This is a genomic window from Bacillus sp. AF62, from assembly GCF_050312695.1.
In the GTDB taxonomy this organism is placed as follows: Bacteria; Bacillota; Bacilli; order Bacillales; family Bacillaceae_G; genus Bacillus_A; species Bacillus_A cereus.
This window is the reverse complement of the sequence record NZ_JBNPJZ010000058.1, coordinates 47,549-68,779: the sequence shown is the minus strand read 5'-3', so window position 1 is coordinate 68,779 and position 21,231 is coordinate 47,549. Positions and strand designations below refer to the sequence as shown.

Here is a 21,231-nt window from a genome sequence, read left to right as displayed (position 1 = left end):
TTCATATATCAGCGATTTTTAAGATATATCGATTTACCAACAAAAAACCTGTTCGTAGCTATTATTTGGATAGCAATCTCTATAATAGTTTGTAGTGACTCGATCCCTTATATAATCCCCCTTTTACAAATCCATTCGCAGTATAAAACACATCTCCTTGCTTCGTGTCAGTATGTAAAACAATCACTTCAAAATACTTTTCCGCATGACATAATAGTTGGTTTAATAATAAGTTCCCTAACCCTAAACGCCGATAATCCCTTGAAATATAAAATCTCCTTAACCGCCCAATCTTATTGTCTTTTGTGTACGGATCCTCATTTAAACCTCCAACTCCAATTAACATATCACCTTGAAAAATACCATATAAACATTCTCCAGTTTTATTGAATGTATTTATTTCGTTTTTATATTCACTTATTAGCCTTATAAGGAAATTAAAACCTTCTTCTTCACTGTCTTGAACGAGATGACTGAATTCATATCCCATTAAATTTTCTATTTGTTGAATATGTATATCTTTCAAGTCCATTCCCCCTAAGTACGAAAATATATAAAATGCTCGAGAATCATTTATTCTGAGTATTTTTATGGTTGTTACTTTATGTAATTTATAGCGTGCGTATTCTTCACTTCATATCTAAACCGATAATACAGTTGATTAATTTTATTATGAAAATATAAGAGCCTTGCTACAATCTAGTGTGTGATAAGGCTCTTTAAAGTTGTTTAATTCTTATCGAATTAAAGCATGTGTTTGTTTAAGTGTATACATTCACCATTTATAAATTCTCTCAAATATACTATAAGTTTATATATTTCTCATTCTTCTCTAACAGGTTCAAAATAAATTGTAATTTGTTAATCGATATGTTTGTGTAACCACTGTTCAAATATCTTTAACTGTTCTTCAGTATGAAAGTAATGTTCACCCGTCTCCATAACTTCTAATTCACAACGATGTTTTTTTGTAAAATAGTTAATAGTTTCAAATTCGCACAGTTCATCCTTGGCTCCGTACATAATATATGTATCTATATTCCATATATTAATAGGATGTTCTTTTACATAGCATAAATAATCCCAATATAACTTTTGACCAATAGGTGTCTCTATAATCATTTCTTTTTGCAAAAGCTCTGGTGTTACATTAAACCATTTCATCATATTTTCGATAATTCGTTCCATATTAACTACTGGTGATAAAAATAATGCCTTTTCTACCACATCATTTTGATAAGCTAAAAGGCTAAAATACGCTCCCATACTACATGCAAACACGTTTATTTCTTTCCAATGTTCTTTTGCATAATTCATAATTATAGATAATTCACTAACACAAATCTGTACTTGGCAAGGAGTATTATCATCTTTTCTTTCTCCATGCTCAGGTAAATCAAAGCTTAATACTTGATAACCTTTTTGTTTGGCTTCTTCAGCTAATATTTGAATAATTGTATCTTCCTTATTTGACATATTTCCATGTACTGCAATAAAAATTTTATCACTCTTATCTCCCCATAAAACCGCAGGAATATTACTAATTTTAAAATTATTTTTAATCATATTCCCTCCATAAACTAAGACATATAGGACTTGGCAAAAAACGCACACACTTTATTTACCTCTGTACAGCAGGTAATATCCCCTTCAACTCCATTAAATCATCTATTACTACATCAGCCTGAGCAAGTTCATCTTCTTGCGCAAAATCAAAATTACACCCAATTGCAAGTAAACCGTTGTCTTTCGCTGCATTTATATCAGATAGCCGGTCACCAACTACCGCTGCCTCTTTTATATCATATTTGTTCATAATACTTTTAACTAAGTCACCTTTATTTAGCGATTGTATTTGTTCAATACTAAACGTTTCAATCACCCACTTGTCTAAAGCATAATAAGTTACGATTGCTCGTAAATATTCTTTCAAACCATTACTAGCAATGTAAATGGAACAATTATTTTCTTTTATATATGTAAATATTTCTTTTACATTTGGATATAAAGCGCCTTTTCCGCTTTTTATGTTTTCAATAAGTCTATCTAAAAAATATGCATCTGTTTGTTCTCTTATTTCAATAGAATGGTCTGGTAATAAAGCTTCCCAAACTTTCGGTAACGGCACACCCATAATTTCTCTATATTTATCAATTGGTGTTACTGTATCCCATAATTGTAATGATCTTAAGTGATCAAAAGTATCATCTAATGATAATTCTAAAATTTTATCTGTTTGAAATAACGTACCATCCATATCAAAAATTAATGCTTGTAACATTCCTATCTCTCCTTTTGGACTATGGTTTTACCAGATATATTTTTAAGCATCTCAATAATAATTTCTGAGCAATAATTCGCAGCAGTTTTCGCGAAGTCATCATAAGAAATTTGAGCTTCATCATCTGCGCTGTCAGAAATACATCTTATAATGAGAAACGGTATATCATTTATATAGGCAACATGTCCAATTGCTGCCCCTTCCATTTCTGTACAATGAGGTGCGTATTCGTCTATTAATTTCGCCTTTAACTTTGAATCTTCAACAAAACATTCACCGCTGACAATTCTTCCTTCATGAACTGCAATCTGTAAACTACTACTAATACAAGCTTTACGTGCTAACTCTACCAATTCCTTACTTGCAATAAATTCCTCTTGGAACGGAAATAAGTTTTTCATTTGAGTTTTACTTACATCATGATGAGTAACATTCGTTGAAATAACTATATCGCCGACTTTTACATCTGAATGTAATCCGCCAGCAACGCCCGTATTAATGATAGAGTCTACATCAAATTTATGAATTAATGTTTGCGCGCATGCAGCTGCATTTACTTTCCCTACACCAGAACGTGTAATAATTACTTCTATTCCCATGAATTCTCCAATATAAAAAGGCATTCCCGCTATTGTCTGTTCCTCTTGTATAACTAGTTTTTCTAAAAGTAAATCTATTTCAATTTGCATTGCTCCAATAATGCCGATTCTGTTCATGTATGTAGTCTCCTCTTTATTTATAAGTCGGCCAATATATTATGTAATACACCATAATTTTCAGCTATCCAATTCATTTCATCTGCAAAGCGTGAAGGTGGTACACTATGCTGATCCATATTGGCATGGATCCACCAAGTACTCTCCATGTACCAAAGCATTTGAATTGCCCGAACAATATTCCCTACTGGAAAGTCTACTTCATTTCGGTACCCTTCTAAAAATGATGCAACAAGACTCTTATTTAATACTCCGTCACTTAATGCGCACGATATAACTACACGGCCAATATCTAACTCTACATAATCGTAATCCATGCGATCAAAATCAAGAATCGCTGATACTTTATCATTAAGAAACAAGAAATTATCTACCCATAAATCACGGTGCACCCATCCCCGTTGGCTATTATGAAATTGTTCTGTATTTACCAATTGTGTTGCTTCTTGCTGTAATTTTATATAAGAGAGAATGTGCTCTTTTCCTAGCTTCTCTACTTCTCTCATTTTTTCTTCCCAATGTTTCAATCTCGCCTCTTTAGTAGGTGGAACAAATTTAGGATTTTCTCCTTTTATTAAAGAGCCATCATTTAACAAGTTATGTATATAACCTATCGTCTGACCAAGAGAGTGAATTTCCTTTTGATTCACTTTTCCTGGTGAAACTAAGCTACCTTCCTTATGTTCTAATACTATAAATCTTTCATCACTTTTTGATATATGCATTACATTATTTTTATAAATTAATACCCTTGGACAACTTACACCATTATTATGTAATCTTTGCTGTTGTTGTAATGCTTGTATTAAAAGGTCTGAGTTATACATTTTGTACCGTTCTTGATTATATTGCTTTAATACAAAATCCCCTGCATCCGTTTCGAGTTTCCACTTCAAATTTAGCCAACCACGATGAATAGGTATTGCATTTCGAATTTTAAATTCAAATAAAGTTTCACATTCTACTTTCAGCTCTTGAAAAATCATTGTAGCTTTTTCATTAGATAACGGCTCTATCATCTTACTTGTCCTTTCTTAGCTTGGCATTCCTTTCACTCTCTCTAACATAACCGACAATAAAAATTTCGGAAGTACAAGTTGCCTCTTCAATCTTTTCGGCTGTGAGAGTAACCTATACAGCCATTCAGTTCCAGTATCCCTCATCATTTTCGGTGCTCTTTTTACAGTACCAGATATTATATCAATCATGCCTCCGATACCAATAGATAGCGGAACGTTTAATGTTTGTATGTTTTCATAGATGAACTCTTCTTGTTTTGGTGAACCTAGTCCTACGAGTAGTAAATGCGGCTTGAATTGCTTAATTTTTATTTTTATTTTTTCTATTTCTTCACCATTTACAAATCCATGCTGTCCTTTAAACTGTGCTCCTGGGAACTGCTCATTTAATTTTTCTAATGCCTTTTTATTACTTTCTGGAGCGGCTCCAAAAAGAAAGACACGATATTCATTGTCGTTACAATATTTTATTAAATCGTGAGTTAAATCCGCCCCAGTAACACGTTCTTTCAAAGTTCCTTTTAATATTTTCGAGCCAATTATGACACCAATCCCGTCCGCTGTTATTAAATCCGCAGATAGTAACATCTTTTTAAACTGCTTTGATTTTTCCGTATTTTCCTTTGCAGACATAACAATTTCAGGATTTGCAGTTACTACAAACCTTGGTTTCTCTTGTTGTTCATGTATCCAACCTTTTAATAAACTTATAGCTTTTGCATATTCTAAAGTTGAAAAAGGTATACCTTTTATAAACTGTTGATCCACTATACTCTCCCCTTACATAAGCTGCAAATATTCATCAATGTCTTTAGAAATTTGAATAAAAGCCTTATTCCAAAATTCATAATTTCTTATATCTATTTCAAAATATTTTTTCATAAGCTCCTCTACTGGAGCCTTTCCTGTTTCTCTTAAAAACTCTTTATATTTCGGATGAAAAGTACTTTTACTTTCTTGAGCTATTTCTAATAAACTAAAACTTACTAAATATCCAAATGTGTATGGATAATTGTAAAAAGGAACATCTGCTATATAAAATTGAATTTATTTCATCCATACAAACGGCTGGTATTCACTTAAAGAATTTCCATATGCTTCTTTTTGTGCCATTATAGATAATTTCTCAATTTCATCAGCACTTAATGGACCCTCTTTACATTTTTCATAAAATGTTTTTTCAAACTGATACGATGCTCGTATTGCCATTACATAATTAAAACTATTTCTTATTTTCCAGCTAAGCAATGCCTTTTTCATATCTTTACTATCAGTTGTTTCAATTAGATAATTTAAGAGTACCGTTTCAAAGAAAATAGATGCTGATTCAGCCGTACTCATCGGCAAATAATCATCTAAAAAAGATGTAGATTGTTCAAAACTCATATTATAAAAATGCCAAGCATGTCCTAATTCATGAGCGAGCACTCTTACACTATCTATACTCCCATCATAACGCATGGAGATTCTCGATTCTTTCTCACTGAAAAATGGAGCACAAAACCCACCTGGTGGTTTATTCTCTCTCGGTTCAGCATCTATCCATCCACTTTCTATCGCATTACGTGCAAATACTGCTAATTCTTCATCAATATTCTTACATGCATCATAAACGTTTTGTACTGCTACTGAAAAAGGAATAGTAACCTCATTACTTTCCTTTACTGTCATAAGTTCATGCCATGTAATCGAAGCTTTCCCTTTCTTATACACGTTTAAAGCACTTACTAATTTATCAAGGTTTTCTTCTGTTACATTCCACATTTCTAATAATACAGTTTCTGAAATGCCATTCGCATGAAAAGATTGTGTTAAAATCTCTCTATCTTCTATTTCATTACTCTTTATATTACGCAATCTCCCTATTTGATTTAATACGGTAGCAAAGATTTCTTTTTCCTTATGTAAAGTACTTGTAAGTAACTCGAATACTTCTAATCTTTCCTTTTCATTATCACTATTCATTGCAATAGTATTTGCTTGTCCAAAGGATAATAGTTTATTATTGTGCTCTATTTCTATCCTATCCCGTAATTGTATGTACATATTTTCCCACGCATTAAGCTCATCTTTTATTAACTTAGTATTATCTGAATTTTCCACTTCATTATGTTTTATTACTTGCTGTACTTCACTTTTTAGTTCCTTCACTTTCACAGTCAATTTAGTAAGGTCAGATGAAACACTTTCTTCAACCGATTGACAGTACAAATAGTATTCTGCTTTTTCAATAGTTTGTATAAGCTTTGAAAGAACCTCTACATCTTTTGTTACAAAATATTGCTCTTTCAACTCCAAAATCGGAAATAGAATATCCTCATTCAAATACAATCGATTTAAATCCCATCTAGCAATTTCTTGCATTTTTATAGCCGCCCCCTATTTTTACAAATAGTTACAGATATTTCCCTACACAATTATATATGAAATGATAAAATTTAGATATAATTGAATATTCAGATTCCTATAAATGCATTCTTATTTATACTTTTTTTCTACCATTAAGTATCATTCCACATATAAAAAATACTCCTTCTACAAGATTGCATTTGATATAGGAAAACTTCAAAGATTTTATCTTCATCAATACCATAACGACCGATTATCACAGATTAAAAAATAAAAAAGGATTGATCAAAAGATCAATCCTTTACTCTACTTCATTTAAGAAAAATAACGTTATAACGCCAGGACCTGTATGTGCTCCAATTGCTGCACCAATTGTATTTACGATAAATACTTCACAGCCAAATCTTTCCGTAATTAATGCTTTTAATGCTTCAGCTGTTTCTAAATCGTCACCGTGAGTCATACCGATTGTTTGACCTTTAAGGTCTTTACCACGCTCTTCCATAATATCAACAATACGGCTTAATACTTTCTTTTTCCCTCGTACCTTTTCAAGTGGTACAAGTTTTCCTTCTTCCACGTTTAAGATCGGCTTAATGTTTAGTAAACCACCGATAAAACCAGCTACTTTACTTAAACGTCCACCTCTAACAAGGTACTGTAAGTCAGCTACAGTGAAGATGTGCTCCATATGGTTCATTAGAAAATCGACACGGTTTAAAATATCTTCTTTTGATGCGCCGTCTTTTGCCATTTTAGCAGCTTCTAAAACGACAAGACCTTGACCAAGCGAAGCACATTTCGTATCAATAATTTCTAAATCTAAATCTACATATGTTTCTTTTACTTCCTCTTTAATGACAACTGATGATTGATATGTACCAGACAGTTCAGATGAAAAAGCTAAATATATACAAGGATTACCTTCTTTTGCATAAGAAACAAATTTTTCTTGGAAAGTTTCAAGTGAAGGCAATGACGTTCTATAAACAGCGCCTTCTCTCATTTTTTGCAATAATGTAACTGACTCTAATGTTACTCCATCAAAATACTCTGTTTCTGCTTCATCATATACACGGAGTGGAATTAAATCAATATCATATGCTTGCAGCAATTCTACTGGTAAATCCGCCGCACTATCCGTAATGATTTTAACACCCATTTTTAAACCTCTATTCTGTTATAAATATAAAATAATAAAATAAAAATAGTACTTTTAAATTATATACGTAAAACTTAAATGAAGAAAGGAAAACACTTTATATTGTATGCACTATTCTTCAAAACTTGAACTATTAATGAAAATGATTCTATTTTAAACACCTTTTTCTTATTATTTTTCTAAAACACGAATAATTTTATAAGTATTTTGTATCATTATATTTTAATTCTTTATCTTAATATAATCTTTTCAAATTCATACTGTTTAAAATTTAAAAGCCAAATCCAATAAAGGAAATGGCTTTTACATTCATACTTTGGTGATGTTGAATATTAGTCCAGTTATGATAAATATTTATAGCCTGTACTATAATTAAAACAGTGAATATTCACCTGTAAGAATCACTAGATAAAAACAAGTTAAACATTTTATAAAATATTTAATTTTACTAGTAAAGCTAATAAAATTTGGAGAAGAATTTGAACATTTACTGCTATGTCTGTATCCGTAGTCGTAACTGTAACATTTCTAGAATTTCTAATAACAGTTTCTTGTTTATTAATTTGTTTAATAGATGATTTTTGAAACAATTCTTGTGCTACACGGTCAGCTTTTTCACTATCTGCTATAGAAATACTTATTATAACCACGATAGCTGCTTGTAATGCTGCTTGAATAGATAAAGCAGCTTTTGTATCTGTAGTAGTAACTTCTACATCTGCTGAATCTACAATTGTAATAGATTCTTCAGAAATTTGATACGTTTTACTTTCTTGCGCAGCTGCTTCTGAAACGCTAGCATTTTTAAAAGATGGATGAGGATTTGAGGAATCTAATGCACTCCACTTTTTATTTTCATCTGAATGACATGTTTTGTCCATGCGTTCACCCCCTTTCAATCTAAATAATTATTAACTTGTGATTGTATTTCAGAAACAATACTTTTAATTTGCTGCTTTTTTTCTGGCGATAAATTTTTTAGTTTTTCTTCATTTATCCCATGCCTATTAAAAATATCTGAGAGTAACAGGTCTATAATTATATTCTTTTGATCCTTATCAAACTTAAAGGAAGAAAATTTGTTTAAATCATCCATTTACAATATTCACTCCAATCAATTTTCTATAAAAATTTTAAATATCTACGAGCATTATATGTAATGAAATAAAAATTGCTTGGACAAGTAACTTAATCTTCTATTTTCACTTCTTTTTGCTAATAAAATCAAAAGCTGACTCCTAATAAGAAGACAGCTTTCCTTCACTTCACATAAATATAAGTTTCATTACTGTTAAATCATGTATTTTATCTTTATTTGTAGTTTTCCACACTTGCTTTACCATTAATCTTGAATATTAATTCAGTCTTAATAAAAAGTCCAAGCTTGTACCACGTATTACAACAAAAAACATTTACTTAGAGTGAAAACTTATAGCTAAATATCAATAGGATAGACACTTTATAAAATGTTTAGTTTAACTAATAAAGCTAATAAAATTTGAAGGAGAATTTGAATATTCACTGCAATATCTGTATCAGTAGTTGTTACGGTTACGTTTCTAGAATTTTTAATAAATGTTTTTTGTCTATTAATTTGTTTAATAGCTGATTTTTGAAATAATTCTTGTGTTATTTTATCTGCCTTTTCACTATCTGCTATAGAAATACTTACTACAACTACGATAGCTGCTTGTAATGCCGCTTGGATAGATAGCGCAGCTTTTGTATCTGTAGTAGTAACTTGTACATCTGCTGAATCAACTATTTCAATATATTCCTCAGAAATTTGATCGATTTCATCTGTTTGTATAGCTTCCTCTAAAAAATTTGCATTTTTACTAAACGAATAATAATTTAATGATTCGCAATCTTCTTTTTTTTGCTCGCGATCCTCTTTTTTTGGCTCAGGAACTCGTTTTTTCGGCTCAAACTCCCGGTTTAATGGATCCCGATTTTTCTTTCGTCTACAAACTTCACATTCACACATAAAATCACCCCTTTTAGTCTTAAAAATTAGCAATATTAAAATATTGACTAACTAATAGCATTTTATGTATTTTTTTAAAATTTGTTTGGACAAGTAACTTAATCTTCTACTTCTTTTTCTAATAAAAAAAGCTGCCTTCTAATAAGAAGACAACTTTCTTTGTGACTACTCTAGAATAGATTTCATACAATATAATTGTTCCTTCCTTATAACCTGAGTTCTTCACTTTAGTTATAAAAATGTGGGTATATCCTATAACCTTTTTTAGGGACCATCCATAATTTATTTCATAAAAAGTGCTTTGTTTTACTGAAAGGTGGTTGCGGAAACAACCACCTTTTTATTCAGAACAAAATAAAACTTTTATATAAAAGGCCCATAATTAAATACACTTAACTTCATATGATATATTGCATCCTTTCTTTTTAGAATGAGTAGTCGTTACTGAAGGGCACTTTTCGAAGTGCTCTTATCTTTAATCTCCCTCTTTTTTAGGAAGAGTTTTTTTACTAAATCCTAATATGATTTATATCACTAAGGCTGGCGATTACCACATTTCCTTAATAGCTTCAATGAATACAGTAGCTACTAATTAAAATACACCTATAATTTTCTCTACACTTAAACAATCGTGCGTTATCGAACACATGAACTATTTTTTGTTTTGACTATGTAACACTAAATTCACAACATTATTATCCTATATTTGGTGAACCCTACATTTCAATGCCAGCAATCCCACACTTTTAACTAATAACTTAAACAAATGTGCTATCTCAAGGTTCTTTTGATATAGTATGTTATGTTCTATATAATGAAGAAAGCGCTAGTATTTCCAAGGAGGATGTATATGAGTATTCAATTGGCCACATCTAACGATTTAGAATGGGTTAATAATCAATATGACTCAATAGGATTTGTACGAAGTGATTTAAAAAGAGATAAAGTTGCAATTATTACATATAACAACGAGTATGCAGGTGTTGGCCGATTAGTCCAAATAGATGAAGATACTTTAGAAATGGGCGGGATTTTTATTCTGCCTCAATTTAGAGGGCTTCAATTAGCTGGTGAGCTTGTTTCATTTTTAGTAGAAACTGCGAGAAAATCACAAATACAAGATGTATATTGTCTTCCTTTTGAGGAATTAGAAAACTTTTATAAGATATATGGCTATACTGAAGTCGATGCTACGAAAGAAGCAGTCCATCCAATTATTCTAAAAAAATATAATTGGTGTTTAGAGAACTACGATAAACACGTTCTACTATTTAAACTGTAAATGTAATAAAGTGAAACTTTAATCAGTGGGAGTTTTAATCAAACCCCTCACCAATCGGGCTTTGGTTAAAACTCTATGTTCCGTCAATACTATAGGTAACATGATTGTATTTCTCCATTCTCCCTTGGAGAGGAGCAGTAAGCTTTTGCTAGCTGCTCTTTTATTTTTTCAAAAAGTCACATAAATATCTTTAATTCCAAACATTCAAAAGATAAAATGTGATAAGATTGTTATGAAGATATTTACCAACTAATAAATGCGCCCTAGACTTACGTACTAGGGCGCATTTATTTTTTAGTATGTAATTCCTTCACTCATCTATTATCCACAAAATAAGTATCATACGCTTTATCAAAAACATATCCTAACTTTTCTGCTAGGTTAGCAGATGTAGTATTCGCTGCGTCCCAGTTTGGATACTTTCCATTTTCTAAGCAATCCAATATAAGAGCTGCACTAACTACAGTTGCCAAACCTTTTCTTCTATGATTGTGATCAGTCGCAACTTCAATTTCAATTCCATCATTATAAATACTATACGAGGATGCACCGCATACAACTTCTCCGTTATATAAAATGCTATAACCTATACCACGGTTTATATAATCTTCTACCGACTGAAATTGACTTGTAAAATCTTCGGAGATCTTATGTAATGTAGGGCTATTTGCGATATGCTCATCTATTCTTTTTAACTCATATCCTTTTGGAAGTGTTGATATAAAAGATTGTAATTTTGAACGATTAAAAACTTCTGGATTTCGTTTGAATTTATAACGTAAAAACTTATCTATTTTTCTTTCATGGAATGTTTCTAGGCGTTGTTTCCACTCTTCACTATTTACGATAACTAAAATTCTTTCTGGAATATTACGTAATAACTCTTCTGTTTCTTGCACATTTGGGTCTCCAGCGTAAAATGTGAAAATTCCTACCGTAACTTGTGCTACTGTTGGATTTTCAAGATCATTTACCCAAGCAGTACCCATATGTCCTTGTAAATAAGAAAGTAAAACAACGTTATTGAAATCATCAAACATAGAAACTAGTTTTTTTCTTGTACGTATATTCGCTTCATATATCATTTACATTCCCGCCTTCTTTAAAATCAATCGTATTCTAAATATTTAATATTCAATATATATAATTTTTAAATAAACCATTTACCATATAAGCAAACACCTATTAAACTAAAATTTTATATAATTATAAATTATTCACAAATATAAAATTATTATAACATCTAATAAAAAAAGAGTATCTCACTTTTTAAACTTTAGAATATACATCGTGTATGTATAAACCCTCAACATAATGTATGAGGATTTATCAAAAAATGCGTTATAACTCCTTCTTAGAAATAAAAGATTCCGTCTCACCGTTCTTATATACCTTAGTCAATTTAACAACCGATTTGTACGTGTTATCGTCATCCTTTATCATTTTTGTCAGCTCTTCTATTTCGATATTACCAGTTCCACTCTCTACTTTTAAAGAATTTGAAATGTTTAAGTATCCACTAGATGCGAAAAGAATAATGAATGTAATATCAGGAAAATTAATGAATAGTATTCCAAACTTCAAAGGGTTCGCAGCAGTATCCGATAAAACTAATCGAAAATCTAACAGTTCAGGTACTTGAACAAAATCCTTAGAAACAATTGCTTCACCTACGATTGCAACTTGCTTTACTATATTCCCAAGTTCATCTGTAAATTCAGTACATATAGGTGCATCAATTGTTTTCGCTTGTAAAGATAAATTTAATTCTGGATTATGAAAATCGAAAAAGATTGTGCTCCCCTCTGTTAAACATTGCGGGCACACATTTCCTAGCAAGCTAAAGTCCTCTTCAATATATTTAACTTTCGATTTGCAACTACAAACTTTTCCTATTCGGATTGCATCAATTTTTGAGCAATCTACAAATATAACCTCACTGTCTTCTTGTACAAATGATACAATCCCTTTCATCACATTAAACGAAAGAAAATAGGATACAACGATTTCGTTTCCTGCTATTACAATACTTTCAACTTTAGTATACGGTTCTAGACTTTGTAAAAATTCACATATACTATTTTGGCAACATCCACAATCACGTTTCGGCTCACAATCCACTTACACTCCATCCCTTCTTTATATAGAATAGCTAATACATATATATGAAAGGAAAACAAAAAAGCTTGGACAATATAACTTTAACGTAGGAATATCGTTACCTATTCATAATATTAGTAAGGGAATTACACCAATAATGAGTAATAACACATAATTTTTACTATAAATACATATAACAATTTCATCTTTCATGAAAAAAACGTTATAATGAAGTGTAGCCTCTACGATTACGTTATAAAGGAGATTAAAACAATGGCTAAAATTAAAGTATACCAAGTAAAAGAAGAAAATATGGAAGCAGTAAAAAACATCATTGATGTTGAGGAACAAAACCCAACTGCTGAAAACTTACAAAATCTATACGCATGTGTATTAGAAACTGAAGATATGGCATTGCCTGAATCATACATTGAAGAAGATATCTTAATTGATTCTATGGAAGTTATGGTTAACGCTTCTCAAAGCAAAGTAAGAGACTTAGGTGCATACGATGTAATCGAAGTTCAAAACAAAGGTAAGAAAACACAAATTTTATTACTTGCAGACGAAGAATACGAAATTATCGAAGGCTAATCTAACACCATACATATGAAAAAGCTCCTTTCCAATTGGAAAGGAGCTTTTTCATTACGCTTTTGATGTTTCGCTCTTTTTATTCTTTTGTTGTTTCTTAATTACCATGCGCTCATTTCCCATAAAGAAAATGAATATGAATGCTAATCCAGCTGGTACCAATGCCCACATGAACGTTTGAACAATTGAACTAGAAAGAGCATCAATAATCTTATCTAATATTTGCGGAGGGATTTGAGATCTTGCCGATTCTGATAAAATGGCTCTTGAATCCCCTAATGTGTTTGTATTCATTCCCCCGCTCATACCTTTAAATGCTTCTTCTAATTGATCTTGGAAACCTGTTCTTTGAATCATTCCGAAGATTGTAATACCAAGTGTCATACCTAATGAACGAATGAAATTACTCGTCGAAGTCGCAGATCCGCGCTGTTCCATACCGAAGTTGTGAATAGCTGCCATACTTAGTACAGAGAATGAGAAACCGACTCCAAATCCGATAATGATCATATACACTGTTAATAATGCACGACTTGTTTCTGGCGTTAATGTGCTTAATAAAAATAGTCCAATTAGCATAATAACCGCAGAAATGATCATAATGTTTCGGTAGCTAAGCTTTGTCGTTAAAAAACCACCTAACTGCGCTGTTACGACTGAGCCTAACATCATTGGTAAAAGTAATAATCCTGAGTTTGTTGCAGTGCCACCGTATACACCTTGAATGAATAATGGAATGTATACAGTTGCTGACATAAATGCAGCTCCGTAACATAAAGCAATAATTGTACTCATTCCGAACAAACGTTGTTTAAACATCTCAAATGAAATGATCGGTTCTTCTACTTTACGTTCAATAAAAATGAATGCAATAATTAAAATAACGAATCCACCAAATAAACTTAAAATAAAGTTAGAATCCCAATCATACTTTTGTCCGCCAAGTTCAAGCGCAAACATTAAAGAAACTACTGCACCAACTAAAGTAATTGCGCCAAACCAATCAATTTTTTGCTTTCTATGAACTCGTGACTCTTTATAAAAGAATGTAATAAAAATAAGTGCTAAAACGCCAAGCGGTAAGTTAATATAAAATACCCAGTGCCAGCTTATGTAATCTGTAATATACGCACCAAGCAACGGACCAAAAATACTCGATAAACCAAATACTGCTCCGAATAAACCACCCATTTTCCCGCGCTTTTCAGGAGGGAAAATATCAAAAACGATAGTAAACGCGATCGGCACTAATGCCCCGCCGCCAATACCTTGAATGGCACGATAAATCCCTAACTGTGTAATATTTTCAGCAGTACCACAAAGCGCCGAACCAATCATAAAGACGATTAAACCGAAAATAAAGAACCTCTTTCTACCATACATATCTGATAGTTTTCCGAATATCGGCATACCTGCCATTTCTGCGACCATATAGGCAGAAACGACCCAAACAAAGTTTTCAAGGCCTCCTAAATCACCAACGATTGTTCCCATCGCTGTTACGACAATGGTATTATCCATTGATGCCATTAAAATACCTAGCAATAAGCCCGCTACAACAAAGCCGAGCTTATTATTCTTTTCAACCATAACCTTGCTCTCCCTCGTACTACTTATATTTGTTTATGTTCCTTTACGACTGCATTACCTTTTTGATTAAAACTAGTATGATATTCTACAACACTAATTTCACATCCAGGACCAATTGTAACATTATTTCCTCTTACTACTTCAGCAATTGTATGCTCTAAATAAATCTCATCTCCTTCAATGATAGACGTTTGGAGGCTTCCAGCATGATTTGTAAATGGAATAAATCTCGCTTTTTTACGAACGGTAATCTTCTTACCGCCAATTTCTCTTACTTTGCTACCTTCATAACGAAGTGAAATTTCAATATTTTCAGCATTAAGTAATCCATCACTTTCAAGGCCACCAGTTAGTGATAGTTCTTCAACTTCAATATCTCCTTTTACATTTAAAGCGCCTTTCACATCTACGAAATCACCAGTTAATTTCCCCTTAACTTCTATCATACCTCTTACTTTTATTTTTTCAATATGAGCATCACTATGCATTTGTGTATTTCCGTATACTTTTACATATTCCGCATCTACATTTCCTTGTACTTCACTATCTCCATACACGACATAACTTTTCACTTTCATATTACCGCACACTTCACTCGTGCCGTACGTTTTAAATTCATTACAGCTCATGTCATTAGAAATCGTTCCTTCACCGCGAATCTTCACTTTATTATAATCTCCGCCTGCTGAACTACCAGAACCATTAACAGTAAGACTATGTTGATGTTCCATATCATTTTCTCCCTTCCATTAAATCTGCTTAATTTCTTTTACATTTGCGCTTTTATCAACAGTAAGAACACCCGTATATTCGATCAGTTCAATCTCACAGTTCGGTCCTACCGTAACATTATTTCCTCTTACCGTTCTTATGTGAGCATAATCAATATCGATATTGTCACCTTCTAATAGTTCAGCCTCTAATTGCATACCAAATACTGATTGAAACAGCCTACTAAAAGTACTTAGTCTTTGTTTTACTTTAATCGTTTGACCACCAATTTCTTTCGCTCGACATGTACCGTGAATATTAATATTTATTTCATCAGCGCTTAGTAATCCGCCAATTGTAAATTGTCCTTCTGAAGAAAACGTATCCACTTCACAATTACCATCAATTGTCGCTTGACCATTGACTTTAAATTCTTCACCAGTAACATTTCCACCTACCGTACCTTTTCCTGCAATTTTCAAACTGTTTGCCTTCACATCTTGCGTAATTGTTGCTTTTCCATCAATTCGCATCGTTTCAGCATGAACTGTACCGTCGATTTTACCTGATCCACTAATTCTTGCATTGCTACTTTTCAAATTTCCAGTAACGGCACCGTAACCGTTACATTCAAATTGGTCACATTCAACATTTCCATTCACAGTACCTTTTCCGTTTAATTGCACTTTATGAAACTCGCCACCATTCGATGAACCGTAACCATTTATAATCAAATTATCTGTACGCATACTTTCTCCTCCACTACAACAATTTCGTTTTTAATGCTTCGGTATATTTCATAATCGCTTCGCGTAAAACGATTTTAGTGCCTTTTTCAAAAATTAAATCGTCCACGTTTGAAACTAATAAACATGTAGAAATCCCTAACTTTCGTACAATGATTAAATCACAAGTTTTATGTTTAATTGCTTCATAATTTTCACGTAAAACTTGCAAGACCATTTTTCCTTCTTCTAAACTAATATCTCCCGATTGTAATAATTCTTCTAACATGTACACATAAAGAATATCTACAAATTGAAACTCTGCTGTTTTATTCGTTTGTTCTATGAAAAATTGTAAAACTGGTTCTGATGCAATCCCCTTACGTAAAATGTCTTCCTTTGTTAAAAGAATTTCTCTCACACTCGGTGAAAACATATTCGCTAGTTCATCAAGTGATAAATCCTCTTTCATCGTTTGGATTTTATCAATACGCTCTAATATCTTTTCTTTCGGAAAAAATGTCTCTTGACCCGTGAATGTTGACTTTCGTACAAACCAATCTTCCGGTATTAAATTTTTTCTTTTCCACCTATATAACTGTCCGTATGAAATGCCAGTTAGTTCTAATAAATCTTTTTTTGAAATCAAATCTGTACTCAACTGTATAACACTCCTTCCTGATAACAATGTAACATAACACTGTTACGCTGTAAATAGACTTTTATCACAAGTAGCGTAACAATGTGTAAAACAAACCTATTCCTACATACAAAAAAGGCTCTTACACATCTTATGAAAATGCGCAAAAGCCCTTATATATCAAGATTTAAACCAAATATTATAAAAATCAATCCAACCTTGTGAATTAATCATTATATTTTGGACTTTTTCATGTGTACTTACCTCTTGTTTATTACGATACAAAGGAATAATATGAATTTGACGTAACAAAGTATCCTCAATATCGCGTAACAATGTAACTCTTTTCTCTAATTCTTCTTGTTTAAAATAAATAGACAACTTTTCACAAAAGTCCATGTTGCTTTGTCCATGAATAAAACTATTTTTTGTAAGAAACATATATAATAGACTATCTTCTATTCGTTCGCTTATTGTGGCACTATCATGCATCATATCAGCCTTTTGTATCGTACTTACTTCCAATAGCTCTTCTATATCAAGAAAATTATTTTCTACACGAATCCCGTACTTCGCACACTCTTTTTGTATCCATTGTGCATCTTCAACATGATCTCGTCCTGTAAATGTGTAGAGCTGTAGCACTTCATTATGATAAGTACTCCTTTTAATTAAACTTTCTACATCTTCCTCAATCTCTACAATGCTTTCACCTGCTAATATTAGTTTCTTTGCCACTTCTCCACGTTCTCCGCCGAGTTCTTGAACGATTGTATAACCATGAATGATTTTATATAACGCTTTCCGAAATAACTCATCTTGCATTGGTCCTTCTTTCGTAAGATTACATGTTATATATGTCACGTTCGACTCAAGCCGAGACAATTCTTTATTATGTTTTTCTTTATCTTTATACTGCGCCTTTACTAAAACATCATATGTACTTACACCTTGTTCTACATTCCACAACTCAACACGATCTAAAAAAGGTCTTTCACGAAAATATAAAGGATGACCTTCTAAAATGAACAGATTTTCATTACTTTTATATAATTGAAAAGGCCCTGTTCCAATTAGCTCTCCTGCTTCATCTTCATTCACGATAGAACACTGTTCTGCACTTATCATATGTAAAAACATTTTATTTTCCGTTTGTAATTGAATTTCGACAACGTAGTCATCCACTGAACGGATACTTTCAACGTGTTGTAACATCCATGCGTGTGCATTATTTTCCAGCTTCATAAATCGATTCAATGAGTATATAACATCATGTGCAGTAAGTTGTTTTCCATTATGAAAGTGAACTCCTTTTCGTAAATAAAACGTCCATATTTTTTCAGCGTCATTATATTCCCAGTGAAATGCAAGTCTTGGCTCTATAATGTTTGTATTACCGTCTACATACACGAGTGTGTCGAATATATGTTTTACCATATGACATTCTGAACGCATTGTAGCGTATACAGGATCTAATGTGATATCTAAATTCATTTGTACTTGCAACCGGAGTACATCTCTTCTCCCTTCAGATGTCATTTCAATCTTATGACCAAATATTGAATCCACCCAGCAGTGATATTCTCCCTTTACTGACGGAAAATGTGAGCTATAGCGTTCCACAAATATGCTTCCGCTTTTTACATCCCCTTTTTTCGTTATTTCTTTTCCTCTATCTAAAATTAAAGACATCGGGTGCTTTTGAAATATTAACTTAGAACGATTTCCCCTGCCGCGACCTGGAAACCACTTGATCCAATTTAACTCATCTAATTTTTTTATAATTAATTTACTATTACGCTCTGTACAAAATAATGTTTCAGATATATTTTGCACTGTTACTTCCAATCGTTCTCCCTCTTTTTTCCCTTTTCCATAAGCAATCCATAGTTCAATATATTGATCTAAAATAAACATCATAATCCCCCTAAAAGGTGAAAAATACTCCCTATTGTTTCTACCCTTTTTCCAATTCTTCTTTCATCTTATCATTTCAATATAGAAAGGAGGAATTAATATTGAATTATCTCTTACTTCGTTACAATAAACCTATTTTTATTAGACTGTGTGGTGAATTATTAACCCGAACGACTGAATCTATGCTAGCTATCATTATGATTATTTACGTTAATAAAATGTTAAACGGCAATGTAATAATAACTATGCTGATTTTCGGATTACAGCCACTTTCAGACATTTTATTTACACTTATTGCTGGAGGAATTACTGATAAATATGGCCGGAAAAAGATTATGTTACTCGGCTTATTGCTACAAAGTGTTGCAATCGGTAGTTTCGTTTTCGCTCAATCCGTTTTTATATTTGCACTGTTATATGTCATTAATGGCATTGGCCGTTCCTTATATATTCCGGCTCAACGTGCACAAATTGCTGATTTAACAAAAAAAGAACAGCAAGCAGAAATTTTTGCTCTTCTACAAACGATAGGAGCAATTGGATCCGTAATCGGCCCTTTAATCGGTGCAAGTTTTTATAATACTCACCCAGAATATTTATTTATCGTGCAAAGTGTAACCCTTACGATATATGCCGTTGTTGTTTGGACCCAGCTCCCAGAAACCGTTCCACCTATAAGTAAGTCAAAACAAACAGTTGAGGCAAGTTCACCAAAGCAATTTGTTTTTAAACATTACGCCATATTCGGTCTTATGCTTTCTACACTTCCTATTAGCTTTTTTTATGCACAAACTGAGACGAATTATCGTATTTTTGCAGAACATGTATTTCCTAATCTCGTATTCATACTCGCATTTATTTCAACATGCAAAGCCATTTTGGAAATCATTCTACAAATCTTCCTCGTAAAATGGTCTGAACGATTTTCTATGGCGAAAATCATCCTTATTTCTTATACCTGCTTTACAATAGCTGCAGTTGGCTTTAGTTATTCAACGACGATATTGTCGTTATTCTTCACCTTACTCTTTTTAGTCATTGGAGAAAGTATTGCTCTAAACCATTTATTACGATTCGTTTCAGGAATTGCACCTCATGATAAACGTGGTTTATATTTTTCAATTTACGGTATACACTGGGATATATCTCGAACGTGTGGACCAGTTATTGGTGCAGTTTTATTAAGTAAGTTAAATGGAAGTATGCTGTTTTATATTTGCGCTAGTTTCTTAGTAGTTGGAGGTATTGTACAAGCGTTATTTGTTCAAAATTTGGAACGAAAAAAAATCGTGAACCAGCCTACACATAATTTATAGGTTACTACTTTTTCAGTAGATCAACATTTCTTATTGGATGCATGCTAAAAAACAAAAGTGAAGTATTTCGCATATGAAAGGAAACGTTCCTTGTTTACAACTAAAAACACCTCACTTAAAGAAAGTGAGGTGTTTTTGAAATCACTTAATTTCTTATCCTGCCATTTTATTAATACTATCCTCTGGTGAAAACACGGAAATATGATCTACCTTACCAGTCGATTTTGGAATGACAAATTTTAACTCATACTGGTTATTTACTTTGTATACATATATTTTGTCTTCACCATTCCCTTTAACTGAAGATGGTTTTCCTAACGCTTTTTCAATTTCTTGTAATGTAATCGATTTTAGTTCTGCATGATATGAGCGTACATCAAAAACTTGTGACCCTTTATTAAATCCGAAAACAACATTTTTATTTGTAAAAGTTGCGTACATTCCGTTCCCTGCATATTCGGTTTTATTTGCTTTTCCCCACGCTTTTTCAATTTCTTCAATATCCCCTGTATGGGCTCCAAATGGTACATTAGGTACTTTTCCTTCTTTTGCTAGTTCAAACAAATCTTTAACGTGGTTAATTGATTTTTGATTAAGTGTTCTATTTTTCGAATCTGGCTCAGGTGATGGTTTTGTTGTTTTTTCATTACTTGGTTTTGCTTCAGGATTTTTCTGTTCTTCTGAAGAATTGCTTTGTTCATTTTTATTATTTTCCAAGGTTGGATTTGTTTCCTTTTTTTCGTCTGTCCCATTACATGCTGCTAGCGCAAACATACATGCTATAGCCAAAAACAACATAACTATTTTCAAATACCCTTTCATCATTTTACCCCCCTATTGCA

21 protein-coding genes and 1 pseudogene are annotated in these 21,231 nt (G+C 32.3%); 3 read left to right on the top strand and 19 right to left on the bottom strand.

What is annotated here, in order from left to right; translation table 11 throughout:
• Positions 1-79: 79 nt before the first annotated feature.
• The 11 genes and pseudogenes from ACQRBL_RS12315 to ACQRBL_RS12265 form a co-directional block, all read right to left on the bottom strand.
• Positions 80-526 carry a GNAT family N-acetyltransferase gene (locus ACQRBL_RS12315; RefSeq protein ID WP_000651687.1) on the bottom strand — a complete coding sequence of 149 codons (447 nt, stop codon included), beginning with the start codon at positions 524-526 and terminating at the stop codon, positions 80-82.
• Between the two features lie 335 nt (positions 527-861).
• Positions 862-1,566, bottom strand: a complete 705-nt coding sequence (locus ACQRBL_RS12310) for an alpha/beta hydrolase (RefSeq protein WP_023522219.1) — start codon at positions 1,564-1,566, stop codon at positions 862-864.
• 55 nt (positions 1,567-1,621) lie between these two features.
• Positions 1,622-2,281, bottom strand: a complete 660-nt coding sequence (locus ACQRBL_RS12305; protein WP_000938413.1) for an HAD hydrolase-like protein — start codon at positions 2,279-2,281, stop codon at positions 1,622-1,624.
• A 2-nt stretch (positions 2,282-2,283) separates the two neighbouring features.
• A complete protein-coding gene (locus ACQRBL_RS12300; RefSeq protein WP_001079715.1) occupies positions 2,284-2,997 on the bottom strand; it encodes a 5'-methylthioadenosine/adenosylhomocysteine nucleosidase in 714 nt (237 codons plus the stop codon).
• 20 nt (positions 2,998-3,017) lie between these two features.
• Positions 3,018-4,016: a phosphotransferase gene (locus ACQRBL_RS12295; protein ID WP_411995579.1), complete on the bottom strand. Its 999-nt coding sequence runs from the start codon at positions 4,014-4,016 to the stop codon at positions 3,018-3,020.
• Positions 4,017-4,031: 15 nt separating this feature from the next.
• A complete protein-coding gene (locus ACQRBL_RS12290; RefSeq protein ID WP_000372649.1) occupies positions 4,032-4,784 on the bottom strand; it encodes a WecB/TagA/CpsF family glycosyltransferase in 753 nt (250 codons plus the stop codon).
• 12 nt (positions 4,785-4,796) lie between these two features.
• Positions 4,797-6,380, bottom strand: a pseudogene (locus tag ACQRBL_RS12285) (M3 family metallopeptidase).
• 286 nt (positions 6,381-6,666) lie between these two features.
• The gene (locus ACQRBL_RS12280) at positions 6,667-7,527 is read right to left on the bottom strand and encodes a DegV family protein (RefSeq protein WP_023522223.1); all 861 of its coding nucleotides are present in this window, start codon (positions 7,525-7,527) and stop codon (positions 6,667-6,669) included.
• Between the two features lie 428 nt (positions 7,528-7,955).
• Positions 7,956-8,408 carry a spore coat protein gene (locus ACQRBL_RS12275; RefSeq protein WP_000361676.1) on the bottom strand — a complete coding sequence of 151 codons (453 nt, stop codon included), beginning with the start codon at positions 8,406-8,408 and terminating at the stop codon, positions 7,956-7,958.
• A 14-nt stretch (positions 8,409-8,422) separates the two neighbouring features.
• Positions 8,423-8,623 (bottom strand): spore coat protein W, encoded by a 201-nt coding sequence (locus tag ACQRBL_RS12270; RefSeq protein ID WP_000342253.1) that lies wholly within the window; start codon positions 8,621-8,623, stop codon positions 8,423-8,425.
• 363 nt (positions 8,624-8,986) lie between these two features.
• Complete coding sequence (locus ACQRBL_RS12265) at positions 8,987-9,514, bottom strand: spore coat protein (protein ID WP_411995580.1); 528 nt, start codon at positions 9,512-9,514, stop codon at positions 8,987-8,989.
• Positions 9,515-10,364: 850 nt separating this feature from the next.
• On the opposite strand from ACQRBL_RS12265, the gene ACQRBL_RS12260 reads away from it, so the two are divergent.
• Positions 10,365-10,796: a GNAT family N-acetyltransferase gene (locus ACQRBL_RS12260; protein WP_023522226.1), complete on the top strand. Its 432-nt coding sequence runs from the start codon at positions 10,365-10,367 to the stop codon at positions 10,794-10,796.
• A 314-nt stretch (positions 10,797-11,110) separates the two neighbouring features.
• Here the strand turns inward: ACQRBL_RS12260 and ACQRBL_RS12255 are convergent, their stop codons facing one another.
• Entirely contained in the window at positions 11,111-11,881 is a 771-nt protein-coding gene (locus ACQRBL_RS12255; protein WP_000638744.1) for a GNAT family N-acetyltransferase, read from the bottom strand.
• Between the two features lie 256 nt (positions 11,882-12,137).
• Positions 12,138-12,917: a BC_2878 family exosporium-associated protein gene (locus tag ACQRBL_RS12250; RefSeq protein WP_411995581.1), complete on the bottom strand. Its 780-nt coding sequence runs from the start codon at positions 12,915-12,917 to the stop codon at positions 12,138-12,140.
• A 252-nt stretch (positions 12,918-13,169) separates the two neighbouring features.
• Here ACQRBL_RS12250 and ACQRBL_RS12245 point away from each other — a divergent pair, with 252 nt between their 5' ends.
• Positions 13,170-13,490, top strand: coding sequence for a hypothetical protein (locus tag ACQRBL_RS12245; protein ID WP_001062742.1), 321 nt, complete (start codon positions 13,170-13,172; stop codon positions 13,488-13,490).
• Positions 13,491-13,544: 54 nt separating this feature from the next.
• Here ACQRBL_RS12245 and ACQRBL_RS12240 read toward each other — a convergent pair whose 3' ends face one another.
• The 5 genes from ACQRBL_RS12240 to ACQRBL_RS12220 form a co-directional block, all read right to left on the bottom strand.
• Positions 13,545-15,080: an MDR family MFS transporter gene (locus ACQRBL_RS12240; RefSeq protein WP_000229635.1), complete on the bottom strand. Its 1,536-nt coding sequence runs from the start codon at positions 15,078-15,080 to the stop codon at positions 13,545-13,547.
• 23 nt (positions 15,081-15,103) lie between these two features.
• Positions 15,104-15,811, bottom strand: coding sequence for a polymer-forming cytoskeletal protein (locus tag ACQRBL_RS12235; RefSeq protein WP_000401031.1), 708 nt, complete (start codon positions 15,809-15,811; stop codon positions 15,104-15,106).
• 18 nt (positions 15,812-15,829) lie between these two features.
• A complete protein-coding gene (locus ACQRBL_RS12230) occupies positions 15,830-16,540 on the bottom strand; it encodes a bactofilin family protein (protein WP_023522228.1) in 711 nt (236 codons plus the stop codon).
• Between the two features lie 13 nt (positions 16,541-16,553).
• Positions 16,554-17,177 (bottom strand): YhbD family protein, encoded by a 624-nt coding sequence (locus tag ACQRBL_RS12225; RefSeq protein WP_023522229.1) that lies wholly within the window; start codon positions 17,175-17,177, stop codon positions 16,554-16,556.
• Between the two features lie 159 nt (positions 17,178-17,336).
• Positions 17,337-19,073 carry an SgrR family transcriptional regulator gene (locus tag ACQRBL_RS12220; RefSeq protein WP_097983917.1) on the bottom strand — a complete coding sequence of 579 codons (1,737 nt, stop codon included), beginning with the start codon at positions 19,071-19,073 and terminating at the stop codon, positions 17,337-17,339.
• A 101-nt stretch (positions 19,074-19,174) separates the two neighbouring features.
• On the opposite strand from ACQRBL_RS12220, the gene ACQRBL_RS12215 reads away from it, so the two are divergent.
• Positions 19,175-20,389 (top strand): MDR family MFS transporter, encoded by a 1,215-nt coding sequence (locus ACQRBL_RS12215; protein WP_023522231.1) that lies wholly within the window; start codon positions 19,175-19,177, stop codon positions 20,387-20,389.
• A gap of 153 nt (positions 20,390-20,542) precedes the next feature.
• Here the strand turns inward: ACQRBL_RS12215 and ACQRBL_RS12210 are convergent, their stop codons facing one another.
• On the bottom strand, positions 20,543-21,214 hold the full coding sequence (locus tag ACQRBL_RS12210) for a YjgB family protein (RefSeq protein WP_065484084.1): 672 nt from the start codon (positions 21,212-21,214) through the stop codon (positions 20,543-20,545).
• Positions 21,215-21,231 lie beyond the last annotated feature (17 nt).

Bases quoted from the DNA above. Each gene is read 5' to 3' on its own strand.
- ACQRBL_RS12230 (WP_023522228.1), bottom strand. From the start codon at position 16,540: ATGCGTACAGATAATTTGATTATAAATGGTTACGGTTCATCGAATGGT.
- ACQRBL_RS12220 (WP_097983917.1), bottom strand. From the start codon at position 19,073: ATGTTTATTTTAGATCAATATATTGAACTATGGATTGCTTATGGAAAA.
- ACQRBL_RS12245 (WP_001062742.1), top strand. From the start codon at position 13,170: ATGGCTAAAATTAAAGTATACCAAGTAAAAGAAGAAAATATGGAAGCA.
- ACQRBL_RS12265 (WP_411995580.1), bottom strand. From the start codon at position 9,514: ATGTGTGAATGTGAAGTTTGTAGACGAAAGAAAAATCGGGATCCATTA.
- ACQRBL_RS12255 (WP_000638744.1), bottom strand. From the start codon at position 11,881: ATGATATATGAAGCGAATATACGTACAAGAAAAAAACTAGTTTCTATG.
- ACQRBL_RS12280 (WP_023522223.1), bottom strand. From the start codon at position 7,527: ATGGGTGTTAAAATCATTACGGATAGTGCGGCGGATTTACCAGTAGAA.
- ACQRBL_RS12270 (WP_000342253.1), bottom strand. From the start codon at position 8,623: ATGGATGATTTAAACAAATTTTCTTCCTTTAAGTTTGATAAGGATCAA.
- ACQRBL_RS12275 (WP_000361676.1), bottom strand. From the start codon at position 8,408: ATGGACAAAACATGTCATTCAGATGAAAATAAAAAGTGGAGTGCATTA.
- ACQRBL_RS12235 (WP_000401031.1), bottom strand. From the start codon at position 15,811: ATGGAACATCAACATAGTCTTACTGTTAATGGTTCTGGTAGTTCAGCA.
- ACQRBL_RS12210 (WP_065484084.1), bottom strand. From the start codon at position 21,214: ATGATGAAAGGGTATTTGAAAATAGTTATGTTGTTTTTGGCTATAGCA.
- ACQRBL_RS12300 (WP_001079715.1), bottom strand. From the start codon at position 2,997: ATGAACAGAATCGGCATTATTGGAGCAATGCAAATTGAAATAGATTTA.
- ACQRBL_RS12260 (WP_023522226.1), top strand. From the start codon at position 10,365: ATGAGTATTCAATTGGCCACATCTAACGATTTAGAATGGGTTAATAAT.
- ACQRBL_RS12240 (WP_000229635.1), bottom strand. From the start codon at position 15,080: ATGGTTGAAAAGAATAATAAGCTCGGCTTTGTTGTAGCGGGCTTATTG.
- ACQRBL_RS12295 (WP_411995579.1), bottom strand. From the start codon at position 4,016: ATGATAGAGCCGTTATCTAATGAAAAAGCTACAATGATTTTTCAAGAG.
- ACQRBL_RS12305 (WP_000938413.1), bottom strand. From the start codon at position 2,281: ATGTTACAAGCATTAATTTTTGATATGGATGGTACGTTATTTCAAACA.
- ACQRBL_RS12310 (WP_023522219.1), bottom strand. From the start codon at position 1,566: ATGATTAAAAATAATTTTAAAATTAGTAATATTCCTGCGGTTTTATGG.